The organism is Burkholderia sp. AU33423 (genome assembly GCF_002223135.1).
GTDB classification, from domain to species: Bacteria; Pseudomonadota; Gammaproteobacteria; order Burkholderiales; family Burkholderiaceae; genus Burkholderia; species Burkholderia lata_D.
Map to the genome: position 1 here is coordinate 274,392 of NZ_NKFH01000005.1, position 24,361 is coordinate 298,752.

Here is a 24,361-nt window from a genome sequence, read left to right on the forward strand (position 1 = left end):
GTCCCTCAGTGTGTCGTGCGCGGTTCGCGCGTGACGAGGCCGAGGGCCGCGAACAGGTGCTGTTGCACGCGGCCCATCAGGCCGGCCGCGAACGCTTGACGGCTGATCGTCACGCGGTGCGCGTCGACGTCGCCCGCGTCCTGCATGGCGGATTCCATGCCGCGCGCGAACGCAGCGGCTTGATGCGCCGCGTAGTCGTGCAGCCGCACGTCGCCTTTCAGGTCGAGCCATGCGTCGGCGCAGATCGCGCCAAGGTCGACGGCGAATTGCAGCTCGATCGGAGCGCCGGTATCGAGCGGCGGCGCATTGTCGAAGCCATTGATAACCGCGGTTCGGATGCGCTGATCAGTCATGGCACACCTCCGGTTGCGCGGTACGGCGCATTTCGGCCGAATACCGGCTCGCAACACCTTGCCCCATGTCGACGAGCGCTCGCTCGTAGGTGCCCTCCTCAAGATGCGAGCGGACAGCATCGAACAGCGCTTCGAGGTGGGCGAACTGATGGGCCGCACACATGGCGATCATCTTGACTTCGTTCGGCAGGCGGAATTCAGACATGGCGCACCTCCAGAATCGACGCGAGCAGTTGCCCGACGTCGATCGTGCAATCCAGCTCCGCTTCGCCGCGAATCGGCGTGAGGTTCCAGTCGTGGACGGCTGCATGCGTGAACTCGCCGAACCGCCGATCGTAGACACTGCGGCCCTTGACGGGGCCGCCCAAGATCCGCACGCGCCAATCGTGATCGGGCGTCGGACGAGCCGATGCCACTTCAACGAGCATGCCGATGCGTGAACGCGCATCGCATTGCGTGACGATCGCCAGATCGCCAATCTTGCAGCGCAGGTCAGCCATGACGCACCTCCGCACGGACGAGCGCCGCGATGGCGGCCAGTGCCGCGCCGGTTGCGTCGAGTGCGTCTTGATACGTGCTGGCGGTTGCTGCGTCGCGCAGTGCTGCGCGGACAATGGATTGAATGAGGTGGGATTGCTGCCCGGTATGGGCGTGCATGGACTGGCGCATGGATTGCGACCTCCTCTGGTGGGTTGAACCACCCGGACCTCAACGCCAATTGAGGTGGCCGGGCGCATGGCGGCGTTGGCGTACCGGACCCAGAGGAAACCGGCGAGCGCGAGCGCTCCACCACCAAGGCCCGACCGTAGAAGGCGCTTAGTGTGCGGACGTAAAAAAACCGCGCTGAGGCGGTCATCCGCCTCTGGAGATTGCCGGACGCCAATCCGGGTCGCTGTTGTCTCAGCGACGCGCACAGGATACCGCGCGATGCTGGACGACGCAAATCGCGACGCCCACGCCGTGTATTGCTTAGTGCAAAGTGACTTTGGGGGAGCATCAGGCGGCCTCCCCCTTGAGCACAGCGGTCGCCAGCTTGAGCTGTTCGATATCCAGTCGCGAGCTGCCCTGCGCCAGTGATTGGCCGAGCGCGACGCCTCGCAGCAGGGCGCTAACTTGCAAACGGCGCGTCCCGTCCGTGCACTGCGCATCGATGTCGTTGTAAAGCGCACGATAGGCTTTCCGCAGCTGTCGATACTGTCGACGACGATAGTTCGCCGAATCCTGTTCAGCAGCGGCGATCGCCTGGACGAACTTCTCGCAGGCGGTGCCAAGTTGCTTTGTCGTCAGATGCGGAGCTTCGAGCGCGAGCGTCGAGGCGAGCGTGACGGCGATCGCTACGAGCTTCCCGGTGTCGTCGCCACGGTTCCAGAAGCAACCCTCGATGTCATCGAGGATTCCTGCGAGCTTGCGGAGTCGGGCGTCACGGCAACGCACGAACGCGGCGTCGCGCGCCGTGACGGCCGCGCCCATCGCGCGACCATACGGGCCGCCGCGAGTGATCAGCGGGGCATGCGCGCTCATGCTTGCCCCCGCGTGGACTGACGGGATTCGACCCAATGCTGGACGTCTGTGGCGCGCCAGCCGACGCTCCTGGCACCCAACTGGACCGGCGCTGGAAACTTGCCTTCACGAATCCAGCGATACAGCGTTGTTTTCTTGACGCCGACGCAATCCAGCACACCAATAAGTCGAAGAATCTTAAGAGCCATTTTCTGTTCAGAAATGGCCTGTTCCGCAAGAAGGAGGAAAGCGGCGGCAATAAACCACGCCGTACTATCAAAGTACGGGCGCAATGAAGTTTGCGGAAGACGCACAAAGTAATCTTGCAAAGTTACTTTGCACGGCGCGCCGTGCGCGGTATCATTCGTCCTAACAAGAGCTATGCGTTTCCTAGGCGCGGTGGCTCTTGTCGTTCCTCCAATTATGGAACAGGCAGCCAAGCCAAAAAATCGCCGGCGGGATGTGTTGGTAGCACATCCCCCGGCACCCTCTCGTCAGCTCGGCGAATATGCTCAACGACTGAGCATTTCCCGCCTTTTTCCCTTGCATCGCCCACAGATTCTTAGAGCCGTGTTCGATTAGGTGCCAACAAGTACCGCAATTATATCGAAAGGTCTGCCCCCATAAAAGATTTGTCTCGGATTATCTAAGACCGCAATACATGGCGTCACTGTTCGGCCAAGGAGCTGCGTTTTTTGTCGTCCGCTGAGCCAGGACGTTGAGTGACAGCTTTCCTCAAAGCTCAGCGGCTGCAACGGGTCGATCCGCGCCGGTCGTGCGTCACAGAGCGGCGGTCAGCCGCGTTCGGCCATGAAGCGACGTTCGTTCTCCCACTTATCGAAACGTTCGAACGGCCGCTTTCCCTGGTAACCGACGTAAGTTCAGGCCGATAGATGTTGCATTATCCACGGTGTCGCGCCGCATCAATCGCCCGCTCCATTGCTGCGAAGATGTTTTCTTCAAAGCCGTCTGGAAGGGTGAGCACAAGCTGTAAGTGATGGGGTTCATCTTTAGAATTTTTCTTAAGGACATTTTCAATAAACTCTGGAATCCTCCGCGCTTGTTCGAATAAATCGCTCGCGACACCACTGAGCAATCCGTGTACCTCGGTGAAAGGCTCGTCAACTCGCGAGAAGCGCACTTGCTCTTCCCACGCAAGAGTACTAGCGCATACCTCGGCGAAAAGTCGACATACCGTAACGATTTCAGTATCAGAACCAGCAACGCCTAAATCTCCCCATGCGTGAGTGAACTCCGAATTTGCCAACGCAGAGAATGCTGTGATGATTTGCATGATTGCGTGCATACGGTCAGATAGCCATGGAACGAATTCGGATGGATCAATGCGCATCACGGGCTTAACGTATAGCCCTCGCTGGAGAGCTGACCAACGTTGAAAAATGGGAGCCATCTCATAACGCAACATTTCGACCGTCAGGCGAAATTCCCATGATTCTCCTTTTTCGAGAATAATTCGCTCAGCCAGATAGCTCAATCGCCCGAATTCTTCCAGATGCCGTTTCTCGTATCGCTGCCTAGCCTCAGCACCTGTTTTTCCCACCTGCTCCGCAATCCGACGCTCGTGCGCTCGCTGCCATTCAAAGAGAAGGCCGGCTGGGTACCTATTCGGATCGTCATCGACCATCTTATGACAATTGCCACACAGCCAGATCGCGTTCGTAATGGCGCTACGTTCCGTGGACGTCATACTCGGTTCGTAGCGAGCCGAACCGGGGTTGGCACCGTAAATGTGCGCAGCCTCACCTACGTTTACAGCATCATTCGGGTCGGCAGTGGGGCCACTCGTGATTGCCCCGCAGTCCGGATTGGAGCAGCGATTCGCTGCTCGCTTTACTAGTATTGCGATTACAGGCTGTTTGAATCTATCCTCAATCGACATTTACGCATCCCCTATGGTTAGGTTGTCCGATCTAAGCCCGTTTTGGCCTATAGAGGCTGTCCAATTGATTGCACTGAGGCGGCTGGGGGTACCAGCCTTACCGAAGGGCGGGGAGTGAAAACCAACAAGGCCCCACGTTGCCAATCTTATCCAAGTCGAAACCAAGGTACTTGAAGTTCATAGCGGTGGCATTCTCAATGCTGCCGTCAGGTGCCTCCAAGTCCATGAACTGGCGTAAGCCACCGGCATGGGCATGGGCCAGTTGTACGGTCCCGCTGATCCCCGAATAGCACTCTTCCTTTATTACCTCACGAATAACGTTACGAGGGGCATATTCACGCAATGAAGACCCGCGCGGCAGGCTCTGTCGTGCCGCCACAATTCTTTCACGTATTTCCACTTGATGCTCCCCGAGCAAGTGGAAGTGCTCGGGCATAGAAAAGTCAATTTCCTCGATGCTTATCACCTGTTTGAGGTTTCCACTACAGTCCTTTTGGGACGTTGGCGTCAAAACAAACACGCGGCGCGCGCGTTCCACCTTGCAGTAACCAAAGAGCGCGACTTCTACGCGCGCGAGTTTCCCGTACCGTTCTCCGTACGTTTGTCCGAACTCCAGCAAGAACACTTTGGCGAGATCGGCCACGTTGCGAATTGACACGTTTGCGCCGTGGCTGCCTCGCAGATTAGAAAGGATCGGCGTAAGCGCAGCATAGAGGTTGACAGCGAACAGGCTGCTTCCCGCATAGGCAAGGCCTATCGTGTGCTGAAAAGCTGCGACCTCCGGCACCGGGCCGTGCTCGATACAAGTGATTTGAAGCGGAAAGATTTTGGGACTGTGCCGAAGAAGTGGTAACGGTTCTGACTCGCTGTGCGTCGGAGGGTCGGAAATGCAGGAATCTGAACAGGCCCAGACAGACTCGTAGGGTTCGCGGTCCTGATACCAGATGGCAACGGTTGTCATTGTGGGCTCGTAGGGCAATCGGGGCGAGCGCTCATGATATGTCTAAAGGGCGTGGCCGTCGCACACACGATTCGCAAAGTGAATTGCGAAGTGCAATTAAGTATGATCTCATGGTGCTCGAACTAGGCTCACGGACGAATACGACACCATGACAAAGAACAAATACGTCCTCGCCGTGTTGCTGATCCTAGCTGCTGTGTTCGGTTTTTTTGTGGCGATGGTTTATCAAACCGGAACCTTTCTCACGGTAACCGACGCCGTTCAAAGGTGGTCGCTGTGGGGGGCAGTTGCCACCTGCGCAAGCGCCCTAATTGCGGCAGGCGCTATATGTGTCGCAGTGTGGAGTTACCGCGCTCAGGTACAACAAAGCAAAATTACGCTGGCCGTCCAGGTGTTAATGAAGCTTGAAGATGACTTTGACAGCCCGCGTATGCGGGCTAAACGTAAGCGCGTCACCAGCACCGTCGTGACGGAGTTATCGATTACCCCATCGATTGGTCGCGAGTCGCATCAACGCGGCGTTGGCAGCACGCAAATCGAATAGCTCCGGGTCGAATCCTGGGCCGACCCATTGACGATAGTTATCCGCTTCTTCGCTGTCAGGCCTGTCGCGCAACGTGGTCAGGAACGTTTCATACCCTGGCGCACCGCCGACGTCTTCCGGTGGGCAAGCGCGAGCACCATCGATCACCCTGGACTCGCCCCACGACTCGTCTGCAATCGTCTCAACGCTTTCGACCACGATCTGGTGATCCCAGCCGTCTCCGAAGTCATAGCGGTAGAGAATGCGCGAGTCAGGTCGCAGGACTTTGTTCAGTTTGGTTTTCCGGTCGTCGAATGTCTTCGATCGATCCATGAACTCTAGTGCCGCATCGACATCGAACATGGCGTAGGTTTTGCCGTCGATCAGGAAGTCGTGCATGTGTGTGCTTTCCCATCCGAAGGCTGCTTGCAGAATGTGGTGTAACTTGCGCAGCGAGTCGGGTCCTTCGACTGTGATCCGGCGCCAGATAGGCGGTTGGATATACAGTAATTGCACGTGCAAGGTATAGCGCTGAAACGACTTGGCCATCTGATCTCCGAGGTCTGGGCATCAGTGGCATTATCCCTTCACGGCGTGGGAAGGGGCACCGTCCAGGGCAGCAGTTCGTCGATTCGGTTGATCGGGTGATCGGCGATGCGCGCCAGGACATGACGCAGGTACGCCTCGGGATCGATACCATTGAGCTTGGCCGTGCCGATCAGGCTGTAAATCGCGGCCGCACGTTCACCGCCGGAATCCGCGCCGGCGAACAGGTAGTTTCGTCGGCCCAGGGCAACGCCGCGCAGTGCCCGCTCGACCGGCAGATTGTCGATTTCCAATTGTCCGTCGTCACAGTAGCGCGTCAATGCTTCCCACCGGTTCAGGGCATAGAGGATGGCCTGACTCGTGTCCGATTTGCGCGAGAGTGTTGCCAGCGCGGCGTTCAGCCACACATGGAACTGTTCGAGCAATGGTTTGGCGTTCGTCTGCCGGTGCGCTTGCCGCTCGTCTGGCGGTTTGCCCCGGATCGCTTCTTCGACCTCGTAGAGCGCGCCGATGCGTTCCAGCGCCTCCTTGTTCAGCGCGTTGGGCCGCGCCGCATACAGATCGTAGAACTTGCGCCGGGCATGCGCCCAGCAAGCCGCCTCAAGTACCTTGCCGGTCTCGTAGATCTTCTGATAGCCGCCATAGGCATCGGCCTGCAGCGTCCCCTTGAACTTGGCCAGATGCTGTTGCGGATGCTCGCCACGGCGATCGGGGGTGTAGGCGAACCAGACTGCCGGTGGCGCCTTGTCGCCCGAGTTCCGGTCATCGCGCATATAGACCCATAGCCGCCCGGTTTTCGTCTTGCCATTGCCCGGCGCGAGCACCGGAACTGGCGTATCGTCGGCGTGCAGCTTCGTGGCTGCCATCACATGCAGGCGCAGCGCATTGACCAGCGGTTGCAGTAGCTTGGCACTGTGCCCCACCCATTTCGCCAGCAACGAGCGATCCAGTTCCACGCCTTCTCGGGCGTAGATCGCCGACTGGCGGTACAACGGCAGGTGATCGTTGAACTTCGCCACGAGCACATGCGCAAGTAGTCCCGGGCCGGCCTGACCCCGTTCGATGGGGCGGCTTGGCGCTGCCGCCTGTGCGATCTGATCGCAACAGGTGCAGGCCAGTTTCGGTCGAACATGGCGAATCACACGGAAGCTGGCCGCCACGTATTCCAGTTGCTCGGACACGTCTTCGCCGAGCGGCTTCATCTCGCCACCGCACGCCGTGCAGGTTTCGTCGGACTCCGGCAGGTACATTCGTATGTCGCGCGGCAGATACTCCGGCAGCGGCTTGCGTTGTATCTGTTCCGGTACCGTGCGCGGTGCCTTGGGAATCTCGATGGGCGCAGCGCCTTCGTCGGCTTCGAGATCTTCCAGTTTCAGTTCGAGCTGCTCGATCTGGCGATCCAGTTTCTCGGAACTGCGCCCGAATGCCATACGGCGCAGCTTCGCGATCAACAGCTTCAGGTGCTCGATCTCGGCCTTGCCCGTGGCCACCACGGCTTCGTGTGATTCGACCAGATCTTCCAGATGACCGATGCGCGCATCGCGCTCAAGCAACAAGGCTTTGAGCGCTTCGATGTCATCCGGATAGGCGTTGGCCGTGGTCATGCCCACAGTTTACGCGGGCGCCGGTAGGTTTACAACGCCGAACTCGGCTCGGTCGTACGCACCGGCTGCCGCCAGTCGATGCCTTCGAGCAGCATCGATAACTGGGCCTGACTCAGGCAGACCACGCCGCCATCGGCGCGCGGCCAGATGAAGCGCCCACGCTCCAGGCGTTTCATCAGCACACACATGCCGTCGCCGCTCCACCATAGCACTTTGACCAGATCGCCCCGCCGGCCACGAAACACGAACACGTGCCCGCTGAACGGATCTCGCTCCAGCACGGTCTGGACCTTAGCCGCCAGGGTGTTGAACCCGCAGCGCATGTCGGTCACGCCTGCAGCCAACCAGACGCGAGTTCGACTCGGCAAACCGATCACGCTGCCATCCCCGGCATGCCGCGCAACATGTGCAGCACCAGCGTCAACGTACTCTCGTCCGGAGCGCCTTCGATGCGGACATGGGCGTTGCCTACGTTGATCTCAATCGCGCCGGTCGGTATCGTGGTCGGCGCCGACACCGGCACCAGCGGCGTAGTCTCGGCAAGCGGCGTCTCCACTTTCACCGGTAGCAGTCCAGCCGAATCGTATTCGCCGGCCCGCAACGAACGGCGCCATTTGAACACCAGATTCGCATTCAGGCCGTGCTCCATTGCCAGGCGCGCGACCGACACGCCGGGCTCGCATGCCAGCCTGGCCATCTCGCGCCGGAATTCGAGTGGGTGATTCGGGATGCCTTTGCGGCCAATCCTCTTTGGTGCTTCTGTTGTCAAAGTAGTCCCCGCTACTTGAAGTGGTGGGCACTACTCTGGCAACTTCCGGTCACGCCGTCGAGACGGTGCTGGAGACTCGCTTACGGCTAAACGGGCGCGTGCTGCCAAAGCGTTGCAAACCCAACCTCGCGAAGGGACCGCGGATATCGACGCAATACTGGATTTCTTCGAGGGGGTCGCGCTTTATGAGCGGAGCGGTGCAATCGAAACCGAATTCGTGTGGCACGGGTTTTACATGTGGTTTTCCTACTACTACCACCTGACGAAGTCGTACCGTACGGAAGTCCGTCAAGACGACTCAGAGACATGGGCTGATCTGGAAAGCCTGTACCAGCGGCTAAGCGCGTTCGAAGGCACTGCTCAACCACAGTACCCTACGCCCGCAGAGATGGCAGAATTTCTTAACGATGAGACTGCGCTGGCAGATTGAGGCAAGGCACTCCCGCAAACAACTGAGGCAACAAAGGAGACAGAAAAAGACCGCGCGTGCTGAGCAGAGCTTCCGCTAGACGTACTCATTAAGTGCTTTCTATCACTTGATACCGTAATGTGCGCCAAGAGCATCCGCAAGCAGCTTGCCCCCTGCTGACAGGCCGATACTCCATGTGCCGTCAATGGCCTTGCCGGTCATCTTCGCCATCCACGCCCTGACCTTTGGCCCGAACTGGCTATCCTTGGCAACGGTGGCGACGTCGTCGTGCTGTATAGCTGTCTTCAATTCATCCACGTCTGCATCATCAACCCCAGCTTTCTTCAGTGTATCCGCCAGTGAGTTGAAATCGCCTTTGGTGACCTTGTTGACGACAGTGGCTACGTTGTGCTGACCTACTATAACCGTAGTGTTGTCCCCGAAAACTGCCGACGCGAACATCCCTTCGGCGTCGACCCCCTTTGCAGCTTCCTTCATTTGATCCTCCGGAACATCACCGAGCTTTTCCTGAAGGCTCAGCACAAAATCCAGCAACCGCGAGCGCACCTGAGCAAGTCCGTTCATGATCTGGGTGGGCTCCATTTGAGTCCATGCGTTATCGACCCAGAATCCGTCGAGCGCTTCGCCAAGCTTTGCGTACAGTTCCGGAGCCACGGGATGAATCAAATGCCCGTCGGACCGCGACGCAAGTTCTTCGAGCACATGGATGGACTGCCGCAGTTCGTCACGCGAAAATTCCTTTTGGAGCTTTTCCGACAGATGAGCGGTGGGAAGCGTTTGATTCGAATAAACGTAAGCGATATTTCGCAGATTGCCGACAAGACGCACCGGAATCACGCGATACTCGGGAACGGTCTTCTCTTTGCTGTATCCATCCAGTTCGTCGTTCAGCCAGGCCGCCACCTCTTTGTGGCCGATCTTATGCATAAGGACTTTGGTCTTCAGCATAGCATCGGTAAGCGAACCGGCCTTGTCGCTGAGTAGATCAACGATGTCGTTGAATAGCATCATGCTTCCCCCGCAAATACTTTTGATGATGTGCCCCGGACCAATTCTAGGGGATTACGCGGGCCGACACCGAAAACTGAGGATTTCCCCCGACCACGCCAGAAACCCTTCGGAGCTTCGGCGACCTCTGGCTACGGTCGGGTTCAGGCAACGTAGCAACGCCACCCTGAGCCCTGGCTGTCTAATGACAGCAATGGCCGATGACTTGCCGACTAACCCGGCGCAGCGAGCTTCCGCTGCACCCATAAAGCTGTCATAGCGGCATCCGGAGTCTGAACGGCAACTCAGGGTCGGTTGTCGTCGTTCGAATAGGCACCTTCTGGTCTGTCCCTGCGACCGACCAGAAGGCAATCGGCCTCCAATCAAATGCGCCTGTCCAAAACCGATCCCTTTCGGACAACCCCTTTCCCCCTGTCCAAAAATAAGGGTTGAAGTATTTTGGACAGGCGTCTATATTCGGACATCTATTTCGTACAGATCGAGTGCCCGATATGTCCCGAACCTTCGCTTATGCCCGCGTCAGCACGTCCGACCAGACCACCGCGAACCAGTTACGCGAGATCGAGGCGGCCGGCTTCTCCGTCGACAAGCGCCGCGTCGTATCGGAAAGCATCTCAGGTAGCGTGAGCGCCGATCAGCGGCCGGGCTTCGCAAAGTTACTTGACCGGATGGAAGAAGGCGATGTGCTGATCGTGACGAAGCTCGATCGGCTCGGCCGCAATGCAATGGACGTGCGGGCCACGGTCGAGGGTTTGGCCGAGCGCGGTATCCGGGTTCATTGTCTCGCCTTGGGCGGCGTCGATCTGACGAGTGCGGCCGGCCGGATGACGATGCAGGTGTTGAACGCGGTGGCCGAGTTCGAACGCGATCTGCTGATCGAACGAACGCATGCCGGCATCGCTCGCGCTAAAGCAGAAGGCAAGGCGATGGGACGGCCGTCCGCCCTGTCGGACCAACAGCGGGCGGAGGTGCTGCGCGAGCTGGACGCGGGGGCGAGCGTGGCCGCGCTCGCCCGACAATTCGGCACGAGCCGCCAGACAATCATGCGGGTACGCGACGCGGCGTAACGCCTCTCCTACCAAATTCACTTTTCACGGGCCGCAAGGCCCGTTTCTGTTTCTGCGCGCGGAGGAGTGGCGGCACGGGAGATTCTTTGCGCGCAGCGTCCCAGACGGCGGGGCAATTCCCGAGCTGGTCGACGTGGCTCGATGCATTCGACGCTTATCTCCAAACTTATCTCCAGAAAAATAGGTGTCTTGGAGATACACTTGGAGATGACCAAAGCCCCGCCAGATAAGGCAGACAAGCCGAGTTGAGCCGTTATCTCCAACTCTCCAGAAAATTTCGCGTCTGGCGAGGCAAGAATGGACCTTGATCTCTTCGTATAGTGGCTGCGCCGGCAGCGCGGGGGCAACTCCGGGGGCAACTCCACAACGCCCTCCAAGCAATCCCCTTACAATACGGGCCTCACAACGAATAATTTCATTCCGGCCCTGGCACCAGCATTCTCGCAGCGTGACGCGCTGCGCCTCCCGAAACCCGCGCAAGCTCGCCGCTTCGCGGGTTTTTTGTTTTTGCCGTGCGCGCCGCAACGCGTGCCCCCGCGCAACAGTCCAAGCATCATGAGGATGCGCGGCACGGAGGCACGCCATGTCCATGCGCACGATTTCATCTCCGCTCTGCCGCCGCGCGCTCGCCGTGGCGCTGTCGCTCATGCTGGCCGGCTGCGACATACTGACCGCGCCGCCGGTGCCTGACTGGCCGGGCCCGCACGCGCCCTACCCGTTCCCGGACAGCATTCCGCATCGCACCGAATGAATGGACGGGAGGGCCGCCGGCGGCACGTCGTCGAGCTCAGGCTCAGGCCATCAACGCCCGCACGAAATCGAGAAACACTCGCACCTTCGCGGAAACGAGGTTGGACGCGTGGTGATACGCGTAGAGCGGAAACGTCTCGTCCGCCCATTCCGGCAGCAGCAGCACCAGCCGCCCGTCGGCGAGGATGTCGCGCGCATAGAGTTCCAGCAGCTGGGCAATCCCCGCGCCGCCCAGGCACGCGCCGAGCAGCATGCCCGTGTCGTTGACCATCAGCCGGCCGGCGGCATCGAACGGCACCACCTCCTTGCCGCGATGAAACTCCCATTCGAACGGCCGCCCCGTCACCGGATCGCGGATCAGCACGCAGCGATGCCCGCTCGCGAGATCCCGCGGGTGCCGCGGTTCGCCGTGACGCGCGACATAGGCCGCCGACGCGCAGGTGAGCACGCGCGTTTCCAGCAGCAGGCGCGCACGGTATGACGACGATTCCGGGATGCCGAACCGCACCGCCACGTCGAACCCGTCGGCAACGAGGTCGCCCATCCGGTCGCGCACGCTGATCTCGACAGACAGATCGGGAAAGCGGTCGAGAAACTCCGCCAACTTCGGCGCCAGCACGTAGTGGCCGAAAGTCGCGTCGACATTGACGCGCAGCCGCCCCCTGACACGCGCCTTCGACTGTCCGGCGTCGATCGCCGCGTCCTCGATGCCGGCCAGCAGCGGCGCGACCGCTTCATAGAAACGCCGCCCTTCGTCGGTCAACGTGATCGCACGGGCCGTGCGGTTGAAGATCCGGATGCCGACGCGCTCTTCCAGCCGGGCGACGGCACGGCTCACCGCGGGCTGCGTCAACCCCATCGCCTCGCCGGCGCGCGCGAAGGTACCGGCCTCGATCACCGCCGAGAGCACGCCGATCCCGCTCAAAAGCCTGCTGTCGAATGCCATGAGACATACTTTTAGTCATTCTTGAGCTGATCATTATTCATTATTTTTATTGATCGAGGAAGCCTACATTAGTCCTGTCGCCGGATCGCACGGCACTCAACCCCTACCAGGAGCAGGACATGAACACATCTGAACAGGTCGCACTCGTCACGGGTTCGTCGCGCGGCATTGGCGCGGAAATCGCCCGCCATCTCGCCCGGGACGGCTTCCGGGTCGTCGTCAACTATGCCGGCGGCGCCGGGCCGGCGCGCGAAGTCGTCGATGCGATCATCGGCGACGGAGGCCACGCCGTCGCAGTGCAAGCGAACGTCGCCGATCCCGTCGCCGTGGCCGCGCTGTTCGATACGGCGCGCGACACGTTCGGCGGACTCGACGTGGTGGTCAATTCAGCGGGCGTCATGAAGCTCGCCGCGATCGCCGAGTTCGATGACGCGGTGCTCGACGAAACGCTCGCCATCAACGTGAAAGGCACGTTCAACGTCTGTCGCGAAGCGGCGAAGCACGTGCGCGACGGCGGATGCATCATCAATCTGTCGACCAGCGTGATCGGCATGCGCATGCCGTCTTACGGCCTGTACGTCGCGAGCAAGGCGGCGGTCGAAAGCCTGACGCAGGTGCTCGCGCAGGAAATGCGCGGGCGAGGCGTCCGCGTGAATGCCGTCGCGCCGGGACCGGTCGCGACCGAGCTGTTCCTCGCGGGCAAGAGCCCCGAACTCGTTGACCGGCTCGCGAAGCTCAATCCGCTCGAGCGGCTCGGCCAGCCCGACGATATTGCGCGCGTCGTCGCCTTCCTCGCCGGCCCGGACGGCGCGTGGATCAACGGCCAGATCCTGCGCGCCAACGGCGGCATGTGCTGACGGACCGCTCGCTGCCGCCCCCATCTTTCCGCCAGGAGATCGATCATGAAGGAAGTCATTCTCGTCACGGGCGCGTCCAGCGGCTTCGGCCTGCTGACGGCCCAGGCGCTCGCCCGCGCCGGTCATACCGTCTACGCGTCGATGCGCGAAAGTACCGGCCGCAACGCGCCGCGCGTCGCCGCCATCGCCGCCTACGCGCAGGAACACGGCGTCGACCTGCGCACCGTCGAGCTCGACGTAGGCGACGACGCGTCCGTCGGTGCCGCCATCGATCGCGTGATCGCGGACAACGGCCGCCTCGACGTCATCGTCCACAACGCCGGCCACATGGTGTTCGGCCCGGCCGAAGCGTTCACGCCCGAGCAGATCGCCCAGCTCTACGACATCAACGTCGTGTCGACCCAGCGCGTCAACCGCGCGGCGCTGCCGCACTTGCGCCGCCAGGGGCGCGGGCTGCTCGTCTGGGTGTCGTCGTCGTCCGCGCGCGGCGGTACGCCGCCGTTCCTCGCGCCCTACTTCGCCGCGAAAGCTGCGATGGATTCGCTCGCGGTGTCCTATGCGGCCGAACTGACCCGCTGGGGGATCGAGACGTCGATCGTCGTGCCGGGCGCCTTCACCCAGCGCACGAATCACTTCGCCCACGCAGGCAAGCCGGCCGACACGGCCATTCAGGCCGCCTACGTCGACGGCCCCTATGCGGGTGTCGCCGAGCAGGCGCTTCAAGGCCTCGCCGCGCTCGAACCGGCGGACGCCAATGCCGGCACCGTCGCGACGGCGATTGCCGACATCGTCGCCGCCCCAGCCGGCAAGCGCCCGTACCGCGTGTTCGTCGATCCGTCGCAGGACGGCGCGGAGGAGGTGTTCCGCGTCGGCGATCGGATTCGCCGCGAGATGTTCAGGAACATCGGCCTCGCCGACCTGCTCGCGGCCCGCATCGGCGGCTGATCCACCGTGCGCCGGCCACGCCGGCGCGCCTCAGCCTGGCTCGCAGAACCCGAGGATCGCGTCGGCGACCGCCGCCGGCGCCTCACGCTGCGGAAAGTGGCCGACGCCGTCCAGCACCTGCCGCGCGTAGCGCCCTGCAAAGAACCGCTCGCGCCCGGCCGAGCTGTCCGGATGATTGCAGGTGTCCGCGCCGCCGTGCAGCACGAGCGTCGGCAACGCCAGCACCGGCGCGGGATTCAGCCGCGCATCGTCGTCGGCATAGGCCGGCGTGCCCGGTACGAATCCCCATCGATGCCGGTACGAATGCAGCACGACGTCGATCCAGTCGGGCCCGTCGAACGCGGCGGCGGCCGCCTCGAAATCGCTGTCGCGATACCAGCCCGGCGGCGACCACGTGTCCCACATCAAGCGGGCAAACGCGCGGCGATCGTCGCGCAACGCCTGTTCGCCACGCGGCGTCGCCATGAACCAGTGATACCAGTAGTTGCGTGCCTGCTGCAGCGACAGCGGCTGCCCCGGATCGTTGGTGCCGTACCCGACCGACAGCATCACGAGATGCGATGCGGCGCCGTCGCGCAGCCCGCACGCGTTCGCGGCCGCCCGCGCACCCCAGTCGTGCCCGACCAGCACGGGCCGCTCGATGCCGAGCGCATCGACGAAGTCGAGCAGGTCGCGCCCGAGCGCCGCGAGCTGGCCGCTGCGCGGCACGGACGCATCGCGAAAGCGGGTCGGCGCAAAACCGCGCAGCGCGGGCGCGAGCACGCGGTAGCCGCGCGCGGCGAGCATCGCCGCCACCGCGTCCCAGCCGACCGGGCTGTCCGGCCAGCCGTGCAGCAGCACGGCCACGCGCTCGCCGCGCGGGTTCCACTCGAGATAGGCAATGTCGAGCGACGCGGTCGTCGCATGCGCATAGGTCGTCATCGTGCACTCCGTCAGATCGATCCGAATGCACGATGGTAGGCCGGCCTTTCATCACGATTCACGGAGTATCATTGTTCATTCTTCGAGTATCGCGTTGAATTAATCCATGGAACCGCTGACCGATCCCGCGTCGACCTCGCTCGACATCACGCTGCTGCGCACCTTCCTCGAAGTCGTCGACAGCCGTGGGTTCGCGCCGGCCGCGGAACGGCTCGCGCTGACGCCGTCCGCCGTCAGCGGCCACATCAAGCGGCTCGAACAGGCGGCCGGCACGGTGCTGCTCGCGCGCACCACCCGTCGCATCGCGCTCACGCCGGCCGGCGACACGCTGTACGCGTACGCGCGCAACATCGTCGACATGGAGCGCGAAGTGCGTGCGAGGCTGCGCGGCGCGCCGGCGCACGGGCCGCTGCGGGTCGGCGCATCGGAAGATTTCGCGGGTGCGTGGCTGCCGCACGTGCTGCGCACGTTCCGCGATCGCCACCCGCGCACGTCGATCGAGTTGAAGGTGGGGATCACCGCGTCGCTGCTGCGCGAGCAGACGCTCGGCCGGCTCGACGTCGTGTTCGGCAAGCAGTGCCGGCAGGTCGACACGCCGGGCGAACTGCTGTGGGAAGAACCGCTCGTGTGGGCGTTCGCGTCGGATCGCACGCTCGACGCCGGCGGCGACGTGCCGCTCGCGCTGTTTCCGCAGCCATGCGTCTATCGCGAAGCCGCCGTCGCGGCACTCGCCGCTGCGCTGCGGCCGTTTCGCGTGCTGTTCGAGAGCAGCAGCATGGCCGGCTGCGTGTCAGCCGCGCTCGCGGGCTTCGCGGTCACCGCGCTGGCGCGCAGCCAGCTGCGCGACGGCCTGCGCGAATGCGGCCCGCAGGACGGCCTGCCGGCGCTGCCGGCCGCGCGTTTCTACGCGTTCACGGCGAAACCGGACGGCGCCGGCGCGGCGCTGATCGATGCGGTGCGGGAAACCGGCCGCAGCCGCCAGTTCGCGGTGCTGCCCGGCTGAAACAGGCACGACGGCACGTGACGCGATCCGGCCGTGGCGGTCAGTCGCCCTCCGCCCCCTCCGTGCCATGCGTCAGCGCGCTCGCCATCAGTTCGCCGAACCATTCGATGAAGGCATTGAGCCGGCGCGAACGATGGCGCCGGTGCGGGTACACGGCCGACACGTCCATCGGCGCGGCGCGGTGGCCGGGCATCACGTCGACGAGCGCGCCGCTGTCGAGCAGATGCTGGACGTCGAAGCGCGGAATCTGGATCAGCCCCATCCCGGCGATGCAGCTGGCGATATAGGCTTCGGCATTGTTGACGATCACCCGGCTCGGCAGCATGAGCGTGTGCCGCTGGCCGTCCACGCAGTATTCCCAGTCGAGTTCGCGCCCGGTCGTCGGCGACGCATAGCCGATCGCCCAGTGTCCGTGTGCGAGCGCATCCGGATGCTCGGGCACGCCGCATGCGCGCAGGTAGTCGGGGCTCGCGCAGTTGATCAGCGTGAACTGCCCGAGCGGCCGCACGACGAGGCTGCTGTCCGCGAGCCGCCCCACGCGGATCGCGCAGTCGACGCCCTCCTGCACCAGGTCGATCGAACGATCGGTCGAGCCGAGCGACAGTTGCAGCTTCGGGTAACGGTGAAACAGCGACGGCAGCGCGGGCGCCACCATGCGGCGCGCGATCCGGCTCGGCACGTCGACGTTCAGCCGGCCGATCACGTCGCGGTCGCGCCGGCGGAACAGGCGGTCGAGTTCGTCGGCCTCCGCGAGCAGGCGCCGGCCGCGTTCGAGCAGCAGCGCGCCGTCGGCGGTCAGCTGCACCTGGCGTGTGGTGCGGTGCAGGAGACGCGTGCCGAGCCCCGTCTCCAGTTGCTGGACGGCCGCCGACACGGTCGCGCGCGGCACGTCGAGCGCATGTGCGGCCTTGATGAAGCTGCCCATCTCGGCAACCTGCAGGAAGATTCTGACCTGATCCAGCTTGTCCATCGGCAGGGAACGTGGGTTCGGACGAACGCCGCCGCCGGCCGTCGCGCGTCACGGCCAGGTCCGGCGGCACAGAAAAAACGGGCACGCAGCCGCGAGGCCGCGCGCCCGTCCATTGTCCACGCAAACGCGCCATTGCAGTGCGCCGCGCGGCCCGTTGCCGGGTCGGTTACTTGGTCGTGTAGCCGCCGTTGATCAGGATCGTCTGGCCCGTGATCCACCAGCCGTCGGTGACGAGATGGCGGATGAACGGCACGACGTCCTCGATGTCGGTCAGGCCCGTCTTGCTGAACGGCGACAGCGCGGCCGCCGTCTTGTGATACGCGACCGCATCGGCGCCTTCGGCCGGATAGAAGAACGGCGTGTCCATCGGGCCCGGCCCGACGGCCGTCACCGAGATCCCGCGCGCGCCGTATTCCTTCGACGCCGCGCGCGTGAAATGCTCGACCGGCGCCTTCGACCCTTCGTACGCCGCATAGAACGGCGTGAACGCGCCGAGCAGCGACGTCACGAGCGTGACGAGCTTGCCGTGATCCTCGAGGTGCCGCCCCGCTTCCTTGATGAAGAAGAACGCCGACTTGCTGTTGACCGCGAACATCTCGTCGTACTCGGCCTCGCTGATCTCGGTGAACGGCTTCTTCAGCACCTTGCCGACCGTGTTGATCGCGATGTCGATCTTGCCGAAGCGCTGCTTCGCGTCGTCGAACAGCTTCTCGACCGCAGCGGCCGTCGTCAGGTCGCCCTGGAACGTAGCCGCTTCCGCGCCGGCCGCACGCACCGCGGCGGCCGTCTCCTCGGCCTGCGCCTGCGATGCGGCGCTGTTGTAGTGAATCGCCACGGCCTTCGCACCGTGGCTCGCCAGATCCCGCGCGATCAGGCCGCCGAGATTCTTTGCGCCGCCTGCGATCAGGACGACCTTGTCTGCGAGCGTATGAGTTGCCACGGTTGACTCCTTGTCTCGTTGAACGAAGCTTGGAGTGTAGGCACGCGCGACGCACCGGTCAGCCGGGCGGAGCTGGATGGATTATCCAGAAAAACGATCCAATCGAAGCGCGGCAGTGCTGCCTGCCGCACCGACAACCGCGCCGGAATCTGTCCTCGATTGATGGGCGCCGATGCCGGCGCCGGCTCAGCGCGCGTACAGCGTCGCGTCGATCCTGCCGAGCAGCCACTGCATGCCGGCCAGATGCTGCTGGTCGTGGCTGCACAGGTAGTGGACGAGCCCGCGCACGGTCAGCGACCCGTAGCCGTCGAAATCCCCGGTGCGCGCGAACTGTTCGGGCGTGAGGCGCGACACGAGGTCCAGCGTCTCGCGCCGCGCGTCGCGGATCGCCGCGAGCACGTCGGACGCATACGCGTCGTTGTAGCGGCGCTCGATCGCGAGCGCGTCGCCGTCGATCGACACGAGCAGCGGCCGGTCTTCGTCGAGCATCCGCCGCAGCCGCACGTGATAGCCGTCGATCTCGATGTCACGCACGTGGCAGAGCTGCCCGAGCGGCGAAAAGTGCTCGCTCGGCATCCCGGCCCAGTCGTCGGGCGTCCAGCGCGCGTAGCCGTCGGGGACGGCCGCGAAATGGGCTTCGAGCTGACGGGGGAAATCGGCGAGTGCGTCGAGCGTCGTCGGATTCATGCGGTACTCCCTGTCGGATAAGAGCGGCGGCAGCCCTGGCACGGGCCTGCCGCCGCCGTTGCGTCACTTCACGCTGAAGCCGTACGCGCCCTGCGTGCGGTGCCCGTCGGTCGCGACGGCCACCCATTTCACCGTATAGGCGCCGGTGCCGACCGCCATGAGCGGCACCGACATCCGCTTGCGGTTCGACGCGTCGATGCGCGCACGGCCGTCCGACACCGTCTTGCCGTCGCCGTCGACGACGACGATCGAGCTGAACGCCGGCTCCAGCGGCTCGGTGAAGTCGATCGTGACGGCGGCCGGGGCGGCAGCCACCGCCGCGCCCGCCGCCGGATCGCTCTTCGCGAGGTGCGCGTGCGCGAACGCCGCCGACGAGACGGTCGCGGCAACAATGACGGCAGCGGCGTTGCGGCCGAACGGGAACGAAGCAAAAGGCATGGACTTTCCGTGAAGAATGAACGGGCGCCGCGCCCCGCGCGGCGTACCGGCAGCTTACCAGCGCATGCGCGTTCATGCCGGTCGCGCGCCATCGCTTGATAGAATGCGCGCGCTATGGATCTCGAAAGCATTCTCTACACCCAGGGCTTCGGCTCGCGCCGCCAGTGCCGCGGCCTGATCGAAGCGGGCCGCGTCAGCGTGGCGGGCGCACGCGCGACCGACCCCGACGCCGCGTTCGATACCGACGGCCTCGTGTTCTCGGTCGACGATACGGCGTGGCCGTTCCACGCACGCGCCTATCTCGCGCTCAACAAGCCGGCCGGCTACGAGTGTTCGCGCGATCCGCAACACCACGCGAGCGTGTTCAGCCTGCTGCCTGCGCCGCTCGTCGCACGCGGCGTGCAGTGCGTCGGGCGTCTCGACCAGGACACGACGGGCCTGCTGCTGCTGTCCGACGACGGCCAGTTCGTGCACGCGTACACGTCGCCGAAGCGCAAGGTGCCGAAGACCTACGTGGCAACCGTGCGCCACCCGCTCGACGACACGCAGCTGAACGCGCTGCGCACCGGCGTGCAGTTGCACGGCGAGCCGAAGCCGATCGCGGCGGTGGCCGCCGACGCGCGCGACCCGCACACACTCGCGCTGACCGTCCTCGAAGGCAAGTATCACCAGGTCAAGCGCATGGTCGCGGCGGCGAGCAATCGCGTCGAAGCGCTGCATCGCGAAAGCATCGGCGGCTTCGCGCTGCCGGCCGACCTCGCGCCGGGCGCGTGGCGCTGGCTCGATGACGCCGACCTTTCAGCGCTGCGCAATCCGGTCAAAACCCTGTAGGGGAAAATCCGCACGACCGTTCGACGTCCAGCCGCATCTCGACCCCATCTTCCCCCGCTATACTGAAATCACAAGCTGTACGAGCAGCGATGCAGGGGGAGACATCATGAACATCAACCATACTTTCGAACTGTCGTCCGTGATGATCGCGTTCGCGGTCATCGGTGTCATCGTGATCGGCGGGCTGCTGGCCGCGATGCACATGAAGCACAAATATCATCCGAACCTGATTGGTGCGCTGATCGGCGCGTTGCTGTGTTTCCTGCTGATCGAGGCGTTACCGGCGCTCACCTGACGCGCTGCCCGGCGCGAGCGTTTGAAGGAAATCATCTACGGTCGGATAGCGCAACGTCACGCACAATTCGGCCTTGAGCCGTGCGTTGGACAGGCGCCGCGACTCGCGCATGAACGACAGCAGCGTCGGTTCGAGCTGACGCTCGGCGTCCGCGCGGCTCACGCGTGGCGGCTTCGGCAGGCCGAGCACCTGCGCGACCCGGTCGAAATATTCCCCCATCCGCAGTTCGCTGTCGTCCGACGCATGCACGGCGCGCGCCGGCTTGCCACGCTCGGCCGCACGGCGCAGGATCGCCGCGAGATCGTCCGCGTGGATGTGGTTCGTGTAGACGTCGTCGGCCGGTTCGAGCGCCGGCGTGCCGCGCTCGAGCCGTGCGACCGGCAGACGGTTCGCCGCGTAGATCCCGGGAATCCGCACGATGCGCGCGGACAGCACGCCGCGCACCGTCGCCGCACGCAGTTGCCGCTCGGCCGACACGCGCCGGAACGCGCGCGGATTCGCGGGGCGCAGCGGGTGCGTTTCGTCGATGCGCGCGCCGCCGCAATCGCCGTAAACGCCCGTCGTACTGGCGTAGACGAGCCTCGGCGCACGAAGGCCGTCGGGTACAATACGCGCTGCCCGAACGGGCGCGCCGGCCTGTCGGGTCGCGGTGCGCAGGGTTCGGAGCCGGCCCACCGCCGATGCCGGCGGCACCGGTGGCCGTCGCGCAGGCACGGTCGTTGCGGCGATCAGCGCACGCGTGCGCCGGTCGTCGCGGCCATCGGACTGCGGCGGTGCGAGATGCAGGATCGTGCGGGCCAGACCCGCGAGGCGGCCGAGTGTCGCCCGGCGATCGAGGTCGCCGACGATCGGCGTTGCACCCGCGGCGCGCAGTTCGTCGCGGCGGCCCGGATGGCTCGTCAGCGCGAAGATCCGCAGGTTGCGGCGCGTGTCGCGCCATTGCGCGACGCAGCGCATGCCGACGTCGCCGCAGCCGACGATCAGTGCGCGCGGCCGGCGCAGGATTCGAGTCGCGATCATGTTGGTTGCGAAATCAGTAGCCACCGTTGCGCGACGCGCAACGGGTTTGCATTGTAGCTGCCGTGCCCGACATGCACGGTCCCCACATTTTGTTCTAGTTTGGTTCTATGGCATTCAACGTCACTCTCAAGCAAAGCGGCCGGCAATTCCAGGTCGAGTCGGATGAAACCGTGCTGGCGGCCGCGCTGCGCCAGAATGTCCATCTGCCGTACGGCTGCAAGAACGGCGCGTGCGGCTCCTGCAAGGGCCAGATCGTGTCGGGCCAGATCGAACAGGGCCCGCACGCCGCGTCGGCGCTGTCCAACGACGAGCGCACGCGCGGCCTCGCGCTGCTGTGCTGCTCGAAGGCGCAGTGCGACCTCGAAATCGACGTGCGTGAAATCGCCGGCGTCGACGGCGTGCAGGTCAAGAAGCTACCGTGCCGCATCGCCGCGCTCGAGCGCAAGGCCGACGACGTGATGGTCGTGAAGCTCCAGTTGCCTGCCAACGAACGCCTGCAGTATCTCGCGGGCCAGTACGTCGAGTTCATCCTGAAGGACGGCTCGCGCCGCAGCTACTCGATGGCGAACGCGCCGCACGAGGAAGGCCCGATCGAGCTGCACATCCGCCACATGCCGGGCGGCAAGTTCACCGACCACGTGTTCGGCGCGATGAAGGAGCGCGACATCCTGCGCTTCGAAGGCCCGCTCGGCACGTTCTTCCTGCGTGAAGATTCCGACAAGCCGATCGTGCTGCTCGCATCGGGCACCGGCTTCGCGCCGATCAAGGCGATCATCGAGCACGTGAAGCACACGGGCATCACGCGCCCGATGACGCTCTACTGGGGCGCGCGCCGCAAGAAGGACATCTACCTCGGCGAACTCGCCGAGCAGTGGGCACGCGAGATCCCGAACTTCAAGTACGTGCCGGTGCTCTCCGAGCCGGACGCCGGCGATCAGTGGACGGGCCGCACCGGCTTCGTCCACCGCGCGGTGATCGAGGATCTGCCCGATCTGTCGGGCCATCAGGTGTATGCATGCGGCGCGCCGGTGATGGTCGAGTCCGCGCAGCGCGACTTCACGCAGCACCACGCGCTGCCGGCCGACGAGTTCTACGCGGACTCGTTCACGAGCGCCGCCGATCTCGCGCATCCGGTCTGAGGCCGGCGCACCCGCGTACGGCACTGCGCGCCGCGATGTCACATCCGTGGCATCGCGGCGGTTTACAGTGTGGCGCGGGATGCCTTATGCTTGCGCACATGAACTGCTTCCTGTCCGCCCTTCGACGTCGCCGCTCGCCGCTCCGCCCGGATGCCGCAGGCTCGTCACGGACTCGCGCGTAACCCCCGCACTGCTTCACCGGTTACGCACAAGCTGTTCGACCCACCAGCCACGGCCTTCCGTGGCTTTTTTATTGCCTGTTTCCCTTTCAACGTCCGCTGGAGTCTGCTGCCATGCCCCTGAACGATTATCCGATCGACTCGCTGATGTACATCACGAACCGCCCCGACATCGTGTTTACGCACGGCAAGGGTTCGTGGCTCTACGATCACACGGGCAAGCGCTATCTGGACTTCATCCAGGGCTGGGCCGTCAACAGCCTCGGCCATTGCAACGAAGGCATCGTCGACGCGCTGAAGACGCAGGCGGAAAAGCTGCTGAACCCGTCGCCCGCGTTCTACAACGAACCGATGGCGAAGCTCGCGGGCCTGCTCACGCAGCACAGCGTGTTCGACAAGGTGTTCTTCACGAACAGCGGCGCGGAAGCGAACGAAGGCGCGATCAAGCTCGCGCGCAAGTGGGGCCGCAAGTTCAAGAACGGCGCGTACGAGATCATCACGTTCGACCACAGCTTCCACGGCCGCACGCTCGCGACGATGTCGGCCAGCGGCAAGCCGGGCTGGGACACGATCTACGCACCGCAGGTGCCGGGCTTCCCGAAGGCCGAGCTGAACGACATCAACTCGGTCGAGAAGCTGATCACCGACAAGACCGTCGCGGTGATGCTCGAACCGATCCAGGGCGAAGGCGGCGTGATTCCGGCCACGCGTGAATTCATGCAGGCGCTGCGCGCGCTGACGAAGCAGCACGACCTGCTGCTGATCGTCGACGAAGTGCAAAGCGGCTGCGGCCGCGCGGGCACGCTGTTCGCGTACGAGCTGTCCGGGATCGAGCCGGACGTCATGACGCTCGCGAAAGGCATCGGCGGCGGCGCCCCGCTCGGCGCGCTGCTGTCGAAGGCCGAGTTCGCGGTGTTCGAGGCCGGCGACCAGGGCGGCACGTACAACGGCAACCCGCTGATGACGGCGGTCGGCTATTCGGTGATCTCGCAGCTCGTCGCACCGGGCTTCCTCGAAGGTGTGCGTGCGCGCAGCGAATACCTGAAGCGCAAGCTGCTCGAGCTGTCGGAAGAGCGCGGCTTCGAAGGCGAACGCGGCGAAGGCCTGCTGCGCGCATTGCTGCTCGGCAAGGACATCGGCCCGCAGATCGTCGAGAAGGCCCGCGACATGCAGCCCGACGGCCTGCTGCTGAACGCCGCGCGGCCGAACCTGCTGCGCTTCATGCCCGCACTGAACGTGACGACCGAGGAAATCGACCAGATGATGGCGATGCTGCGGTCGGTGCTCGACACGCTCTAAGGAGAACCCGCCGATGGATGCCGCCGCCGATGCTGTTGCAATCCGCCCGTTCGAACGCGCCGACACCGATGCCGTGCTCGCGGTATGGCGCGACGCGTTCCCGCAGTATGAAGACGCGGATGCGCCGCCGCACCGAGATCCGCTGCGATCGATCGAGCTGAAGCTCGCGACGCAGCCGGAACTGTTCTTCGTCGCGACCAGCGGCGCGCGCGTGGTCGGCACGCTGATGGCGGGTTTCGACGGGCATCGCGGCTGGCTCTACTCGTTCGGCGTATCGAACGACGCACGCCGGCTCGGCATCGGCCGCGCGCTGATCGCGCATGCGGAACGCGCGCTCGCCGCGCGCGGCTGCCTGAAGATCAACCTGCAGGTGCTGCCTGGCAACGACGATGCGTGCCGCTTCTACGCGGCGCTCGGCTATCGCGTCGAGGAACGCATCTCGTTCGGCAAGACGCTGCCGGCCGCGTGAAGCAGAGGCCG

General features: G+C 64.0%; 32 protein-coding genes. 12 read left to right on the forward strand and 20 right to left on the reverse strand.

Features of this window, described 5'->3' with window-relative positions:
- Nucleotides 1–5: 5 nt before the first annotated feature.
- From CFB50_RS13745 to CFB50_RS13785, 8 genes are all read right to left on the reverse strand, one after another.
- Nucleotides 6–353 (reverse strand): hypothetical protein, encoded by a 348-nt coding sequence (locus CFB50_RS13745; protein ID WP_011545898.1) that lies wholly within the window; start codon nt 351–353, stop codon nt 6–8.
- Nucleotides 346–558, reverse strand: coding sequence for a hypothetical protein (locus tag CFB50_RS13750; protein ID WP_089446245.1), 213 nt, complete (start codon nt 556–558; stop codon nt 346–348). Before CFB50_RS13750 ends, CFB50_RS13745 begins: the two co-directional genes overlap by 8 nt.
- Nucleotides 551–853 carry a hypothetical protein gene (locus CFB50_RS13755; protein ID WP_089446684.1) on the reverse strand — a complete coding sequence of 101 codons (303 nt, stop codon included), beginning with the start codon at nt 851–853 and terminating at the stop codon, nt 551–553. The genes CFB50_RS13750 and CFB50_RS13755 overlap by 8 nt, the downstream gene beginning before the upstream one ends.
- On the reverse strand, nt 846–1,022 hold the full coding sequence (locus CFB50_RS13760; protein ID WP_038759735.1) for a hypothetical protein: 177 nt from the start codon (nt 1,020–1,022) through the stop codon (nt 846–848). Before CFB50_RS13760 ends, CFB50_RS13755 begins: the two co-directional genes overlap by 8 nt.
- Before the next feature lie 327 nt (nt 1,023–1,349).
- On the reverse strand, nt 1,350–1,874 hold the full coding sequence (locus CFB50_RS13770; protein ID WP_089446246.1) for a hypothetical protein: 525 nt from the start codon (nt 1,872–1,874) through the stop codon (nt 1,350–1,352).
- A complete protein-coding gene (locus CFB50_RS39980) occupies nt 1,871–2,182 on the reverse strand; it encodes a helix-turn-helix transcriptional regulator (protein WP_256979038.1) in 312 nt (103 codons plus the stop codon). The genes CFB50_RS13770 and CFB50_RS39980 overlap by 4 nt, the downstream gene beginning before the upstream one ends.
- A 572-nt stretch (nt 2,183–2,754) precedes the next feature.
- Complete coding sequence (locus CFB50_RS13780; protein ID WP_256979039.1) at nt 2,755–3,561, reverse strand: HNH endonuclease; 807 nt, start codon at nt 3,559–3,561, stop codon at nt 2,755–2,757.
- Nucleotides 3,562–3,850: 289 nt separating this feature from the next.
- Nucleotides 3,851–4,714, reverse strand: coding sequence for a hypothetical protein (locus tag CFB50_RS13785; protein WP_144020654.1), 864 nt, complete (start codon nt 4,712–4,714; stop codon nt 3,851–3,853).
- 148 nt (nt 4,715–4,862) lie between these two features.
- Here CFB50_RS13785 and CFB50_RS38725 point away from each other — a divergent pair, with 148 nt between their 5' ends.
- Nucleotides 4,863–5,258 carry a hypothetical protein gene (locus tag CFB50_RS38725; RefSeq protein ID WP_144020655.1) on the forward strand — a complete coding sequence of 132 codons (396 nt, stop codon included), beginning with the start codon at nt 4,863–4,865 and terminating at the stop codon, nt 5,256–5,258.
- On the opposite strand, the gene CFB50_RS13790 is transcribed toward CFB50_RS38725, so the two are convergent.
- From CFB50_RS13790 to tnpA, 4 genes are read right to left on the reverse strand one after another with little or no spacing between them, the layout of a single operon-like run.
- Nucleotides 5,190–5,786: a plasmid pRiA4b ORF-3 family protein gene (locus tag CFB50_RS13790; protein ID WP_089445534.1), complete on the reverse strand. Its 597-nt coding sequence runs from the start codon at nt 5,784–5,786 to the stop codon at nt 5,190–5,192. The genes CFB50_RS38725 and CFB50_RS13790 overlap by 69 nt on opposite strands.
- A 38-nt stretch (nt 5,787–5,824) precedes the next feature.
- Nucleotides 5,825–7,387: an IS66 family transposase gene (gene tnpC, locus CFB50_RS13795; RefSeq protein ID WP_089445533.1), complete on the reverse strand. Its 1,563-nt coding sequence runs from the start codon at nt 7,385–7,387 to the stop codon at nt 5,825–5,827.
- A gap of 29 nt (nt 7,388–7,416) precedes the next feature.
- Nucleotides 7,417–7,764 (reverse strand): IS66 family insertion sequence element accessory protein TnpB, encoded by a 348-nt coding sequence (gene tnpB / locus CFB50_RS13800; protein ID WP_089445532.1) that lies wholly within the window; start codon nt 7,762–7,764, stop codon nt 7,417–7,419.
- Nucleotides 7,761–8,156 (reverse strand): IS66-like element accessory protein TnpA, encoded by a 396-nt coding sequence (gene tnpA / locus CFB50_RS13805; RefSeq protein WP_089445531.1) that lies wholly within the window; start codon nt 8,154–8,156, stop codon nt 7,761–7,763. Before tnpA ends, tnpB begins: the two co-directional genes overlap by 4 nt.
- A 112-nt stretch (nt 8,157–8,268) precedes the next feature.
- Between tnpA and CFB50_RS40620 the strand changes: the two genes are divergently transcribed.
- The gene (locus tag CFB50_RS40620; protein ID WP_089446249.1) at nt 8,269–8,586 is read left to right on the forward strand and encodes a DUF4760 domain-containing protein; all 318 of its coding nucleotides are present in this window, start codon (nt 8,269–8,271) and stop codon (nt 8,584–8,586) included.
- Between the two features lie 102 nt (nt 8,587–8,688).
- On the opposite strand, the gene CFB50_RS13815 is transcribed toward CFB50_RS40620, so the two are convergent.
- Entirely contained in the window at nt 8,689–9,597 is a 909-nt protein-coding gene (locus CFB50_RS13815; protein WP_089446250.1) for an AbiTii domain-containing protein, read from the reverse strand.
- Nucleotides 9,598–10,085: 488 nt separating this feature from the next.
- Here CFB50_RS13815 and CFB50_RS13820 point away from each other — a divergent pair, with 488 nt between their 5' ends.
- Nucleotides 10,086–10,661: a recombinase family protein gene (locus CFB50_RS13820; protein ID WP_013699112.1), complete on the forward strand. Its 576-nt coding sequence runs from the start codon at nt 10,086–10,088 to the stop codon at nt 10,659–10,661.
- A 583-nt stretch (nt 10,662–11,244) separates the two neighbouring features.
- Nucleotides 11,245–11,412: a hypothetical protein gene (locus tag CFB50_RS39505; protein WP_166893520.1), complete on the forward strand. Its 168-nt coding sequence runs from the start codon at nt 11,245–11,247 to the stop codon at nt 11,410–11,412.
- A 42-nt stretch (nt 11,413–11,454) separates the two neighbouring features.
- Here the strand turns inward: CFB50_RS39505 and CFB50_RS13825 are convergent, their stop codons facing one another.
- Complete coding sequence (locus CFB50_RS13825; RefSeq protein ID WP_089446251.1) at nt 11,455–12,357, reverse strand: LysR family transcriptional regulator; 903 nt, start codon at nt 12,355–12,357, stop codon at nt 11,455–11,457.
- Nucleotides 12,358–12,476: 119 nt separating this feature from the next.
- Between CFB50_RS13825 and CFB50_RS13830 the strand changes: the two genes are divergently transcribed.
- Nucleotides 12,477–13,214: an SDR family oxidoreductase gene (locus CFB50_RS13830; protein WP_089446252.1), complete on the forward strand. Its 738-nt coding sequence runs from the start codon at nt 12,477–12,479 to the stop codon at nt 13,212–13,214.
- A 45-nt stretch (nt 13,215–13,259) separates the two neighbouring features.
- The gene (locus tag CFB50_RS13835; protein ID WP_089446253.1) at nt 13,260–14,159 is read left to right on the forward strand and encodes an SDR family oxidoreductase; all 900 of its coding nucleotides are present in this window, start codon (nt 13,260–13,262) and stop codon (nt 14,157–14,159) included.
- A 30-nt stretch (nt 14,160–14,189) separates the two neighbouring features.
- On the opposite strand, the gene CFB50_RS13840 is transcribed toward CFB50_RS13835, so the two are convergent.
- Nucleotides 14,190–15,080, reverse strand: a complete 891-nt coding sequence (locus CFB50_RS13840; RefSeq protein WP_089446254.1) for an alpha/beta fold hydrolase — start codon at nt 15,078–15,080, stop codon at nt 14,190–14,192.
- Between the two features lie 106 nt (nt 15,081–15,186).
- On the opposite strand from CFB50_RS13840, the gene CFB50_RS13845 reads away from it, so the two are divergent.
- Nucleotides 15,187–16,083, forward strand: coding sequence for a LysR family transcriptional regulator (locus tag CFB50_RS13845; RefSeq protein ID WP_089446255.1), 897 nt, complete (start codon nt 15,187–15,189; stop codon nt 16,081–16,083).
- Between the two features lie 40 nt (nt 16,084–16,123).
- On the opposite strand, the gene CFB50_RS13850 is transcribed toward CFB50_RS13845, so the two are convergent.
- From CFB50_RS13850 to copC, 4 genes are all read right to left on the reverse strand, one after another.
- Complete coding sequence (locus CFB50_RS13850; RefSeq protein WP_089446256.1) at nt 16,124–17,053, reverse strand: LysR family transcriptional regulator; 930 nt, start codon at nt 17,051–17,053, stop codon at nt 16,124–16,126.
- Between the two features lie 166 nt (nt 17,054–17,219).
- Nucleotides 17,220–17,993: an SDR family oxidoreductase gene (locus CFB50_RS13855; protein ID WP_039368119.1), complete on the reverse strand. Its 774-nt coding sequence runs from the start codon at nt 17,991–17,993 to the stop codon at nt 17,220–17,222.
- 186 nt (nt 17,994–18,179) lie between these two features.
- Nucleotides 18,180–18,680 carry a DinB family protein gene (locus CFB50_RS13860; protein WP_089446257.1) on the reverse strand — a complete coding sequence of 167 codons (501 nt, stop codon included), beginning with the start codon at nt 18,678–18,680 and terminating at the stop codon, nt 18,180–18,182.
- A gap of 63 nt (nt 18,681–18,743) precedes the next feature.
- The gene (copC, locus tag CFB50_RS13865; RefSeq protein WP_089446258.1) at nt 18,744–19,118 is read right to left on the reverse strand and encodes a copper homeostasis periplasmic binding protein CopC; all 375 of its coding nucleotides are present in this window, start codon (nt 19,116–19,118) and stop codon (nt 18,744–18,746) included.
- A gap of 114 nt (nt 19,119–19,232) precedes the next feature.
- Here copC and CFB50_RS13870 point away from each other — a divergent pair, with 114 nt between their 5' ends.
- Together CFB50_RS13870 and CFB50_RS13875 are read left to right on the forward strand one after the other, a co-directional pair.
- A complete protein-coding gene (locus CFB50_RS13870) occupies nt 19,233–19,949 on the forward strand; it encodes a pseudouridine synthase (protein WP_089446259.1) in 717 nt (238 codons plus the stop codon).
- A 106-nt stretch (nt 19,950–20,055) separates the two neighbouring features.
- A complete protein-coding gene (locus tag CFB50_RS13875) occupies nt 20,056–20,244 on the forward strand; it encodes a hypothetical protein (protein ID WP_089446260.1) in 189 nt (62 codons plus the stop codon).
- On the opposite strand, the gene CFB50_RS13880 is transcribed toward CFB50_RS13875, so the two are convergent.
- Nucleotides 20,227–21,264: an NAD-dependent epimerase/dehydratase family protein gene (locus tag CFB50_RS13880; RefSeq protein WP_089446261.1), complete on the reverse strand. Its 1,038-nt coding sequence runs from the start codon at nt 21,262–21,264 to the stop codon at nt 20,227–20,229. The two genes, CFB50_RS13875 and CFB50_RS13880, sit on opposite strands and share 18 nt — an antisense overlap.
- Nucleotides 21,265–21,371: 107 nt before the next feature.
- Between CFB50_RS13880 and CFB50_RS13885 the strand changes: the two genes are divergently transcribed.
- From CFB50_RS13885 to CFB50_RS13895, 3 genes are all read left to right on the forward strand, one after another.
- Nucleotides 21,372–22,403, forward strand: a complete 1,032-nt coding sequence (locus CFB50_RS13885; protein WP_039368138.1) for a CDP-6-deoxy-delta-3,4-glucoseen reductase — start codon at nt 21,372–21,374, stop codon at nt 22,401–22,403.
- Nucleotides 22,404–22,696: 293 nt separating this feature from the next.
- Entirely contained in the window at nt 22,697–23,881 is a 1,185-nt protein-coding gene (locus CFB50_RS13890) for an acetylornithine transaminase (RefSeq protein WP_069248649.1), read from the forward strand.
- Between the two features lie 13 nt (nt 23,882–23,894).
- A complete protein-coding gene (locus CFB50_RS13895; protein ID WP_046544599.1) occupies nt 23,895–24,350 on the forward strand; it encodes a GNAT family acetyltransferase in 456 nt (151 codons plus the stop codon).
- Nucleotides 24,351–24,361: the final 11 nt, after the last annotated feature.

Excerpts from the sequence above, each read along its gene's own strand:
- CFB50_RS13750 (WP_089446245.1), bottom strand. The coding sequence starts at position 558 with ATGTCTGAATTCCGCCTGCCGAACGAAGTCAAGATGATCGCCATGTGT.
- CFB50_RS13895 (WP_046544599.1), top strand. The coding sequence starts at position 23,895 with ATGGATGCCGCCGCCGATGCTGTTGCAATCCGCCCGTTCGAACGCGCC.
- CFB50_RS13770 (WP_089446246.1), bottom strand. The coding sequence starts at position 1,874 with ATGAGCGCGCATGCCCCGCTGATCACTCGCGGCGGCCCGTATGGTCGC.
- CFB50_RS13785 (WP_144020654.1), bottom strand. The coding sequence starts at position 4,714 with ATGACAACCGTTGCCATCTGGTATCAGGACCGCGAACCCTACGAGTCT.
- copC (WP_089446258.1), bottom strand. The coding sequence starts at position 19,118 with ATGCCTTTTGCTTCGTTCCCGTTCGGCCGCAACGCCGCTGCCGTCATT.
- CFB50_RS13830 (WP_089446252.1), top strand. The coding sequence starts at position 12,477 with ATGAACACATCTGAACAGGTCGCACTCGTCACGGGTTCGTCGCGCGGC.
- CFB50_RS13790 (WP_089445534.1), bottom strand. The coding sequence starts at position 5,786 with ATGGCCAAGTCGTTTCAGCGCTATACCTTGCACGTGCAATTACTGTAT.
- CFB50_RS13850 (WP_089446256.1), bottom strand. The coding sequence starts at position 17,053 with ATGGACAAGCTGGATCAGGTCAGAATCTTCCTGCAGGTTGCCGAGATG.
- CFB50_RS13885 (WP_039368138.1), top strand. The coding sequence starts at position 21,372 with ATGGCATTCAACGTCACTCTCAAGCAAAGCGGCCGGCAATTCCAGGTC.
- CFB50_RS13860 (WP_089446257.1), bottom strand. The coding sequence starts at position 18,680 with ATGAATCCGACGACGCTCGACGCACTCGCCGATTTCCCCCGTCAGCTC.
- CFB50_RS13825 (WP_089446251.1), bottom strand. The coding sequence starts at position 12,357 with ATGGCATTCGACAGCAGGCTTTTGAGCGGGATCGGCGTGCTCTCGGCG.
- CFB50_RS13755 (WP_089446684.1), bottom strand. The coding sequence starts at position 853 with ATGGCTGACCTGCGCTGCAAGATTGGCGATCTGGCGATCGTCACGCAA.
- CFB50_RS13840 (WP_089446254.1), bottom strand. The coding sequence starts at position 15,080 with ATGACGACCTATGCGCATGCGACGACCGCGTCGCTCGACATTGCCTAT.
- CFB50_RS13845 (WP_089446255.1), top strand. The coding sequence starts at position 15,187 with ATGGAACCGCTGACCGATCCCGCGTCGACCTCGCTCGACATCACGCTG.
- CFB50_RS13815 (WP_089446250.1), bottom strand. The coding sequence starts at position 9,597 with ATGATGCTATTCAACGACATCGTTGATCTACTCAGCGACAAGGCCGGT.
- CFB50_RS13875 (WP_089446260.1), top strand. The coding sequence starts at position 20,056 with ATGAACATCAACCATACTTTCGAACTGTCGTCCGTGATGATCGCGTTC.
- CFB50_RS13760 (WP_038759735.1), bottom strand. The coding sequence starts at position 1,022 with ATGCGCCAGTCCATGCACGCCCATACCGGGCAGCAATCCCACCTCATT.
- CFB50_RS13780 (WP_256979039.1), bottom strand. The coding sequence starts at position 3,561 with ATGACGTCCACGGAACGTAGCGCCATTACGAACGCGATCTGGCTGTGT.
- CFB50_RS13745 (WP_011545898.1), bottom strand. The coding sequence starts at position 353 with ATGACTGATCAGCGCATCCGAACCGCGGTTATCAATGGCTTCGACAAT.
- CFB50_RS13835 (WP_089446253.1), top strand. The coding sequence starts at position 13,260 with ATGAAGGAAGTCATTCTCGTCACGGGCGCGTCCAGCGGCTTCGGCCTG.
- CFB50_RS38725 (WP_144020655.1), top strand. The coding sequence starts at position 4,863 with ATGACAAAGAACAAATACGTCCTCGCCGTGTTGCTGATCCTAGCTGCT.
- CFB50_RS13890 (WP_069248649.1), top strand. The coding sequence starts at position 22,697 with ATGCCCCTGAACGATTATCCGATCGACTCGCTGATGTACATCACGAAC.
- CFB50_RS13820 (WP_013699112.1), top strand. The coding sequence starts at position 10,086 with ATGTCCCGAACCTTCGCTTATGCCCGCGTCAGCACGTCCGACCAGACC.
- CFB50_RS13880 (WP_089446261.1), bottom strand. The coding sequence starts at position 21,264 with ATGATCGCGACTCGAATCCTGCGCCGGCCGCGCGCACTGATCGTCGGC.
- CFB50_RS39505 (WP_166893520.1), top strand. The coding sequence starts at position 11,245 with ATGTCCATGCGCACGATTTCATCTCCGCTCTGCCGCCGCGCGCTCGCC.
- CFB50_RS13870 (WP_089446259.1), top strand. The coding sequence starts at position 19,233 with ATGGATCTCGAAAGCATTCTCTACACCCAGGGCTTCGGCTCGCGCCGC.
- tnpC (WP_089445533.1), bottom strand. The coding sequence starts at position 7,387 with ATGACCACGGCCAACGCCTATCCGGATGACATCGAAGCGCTCAAAGCC.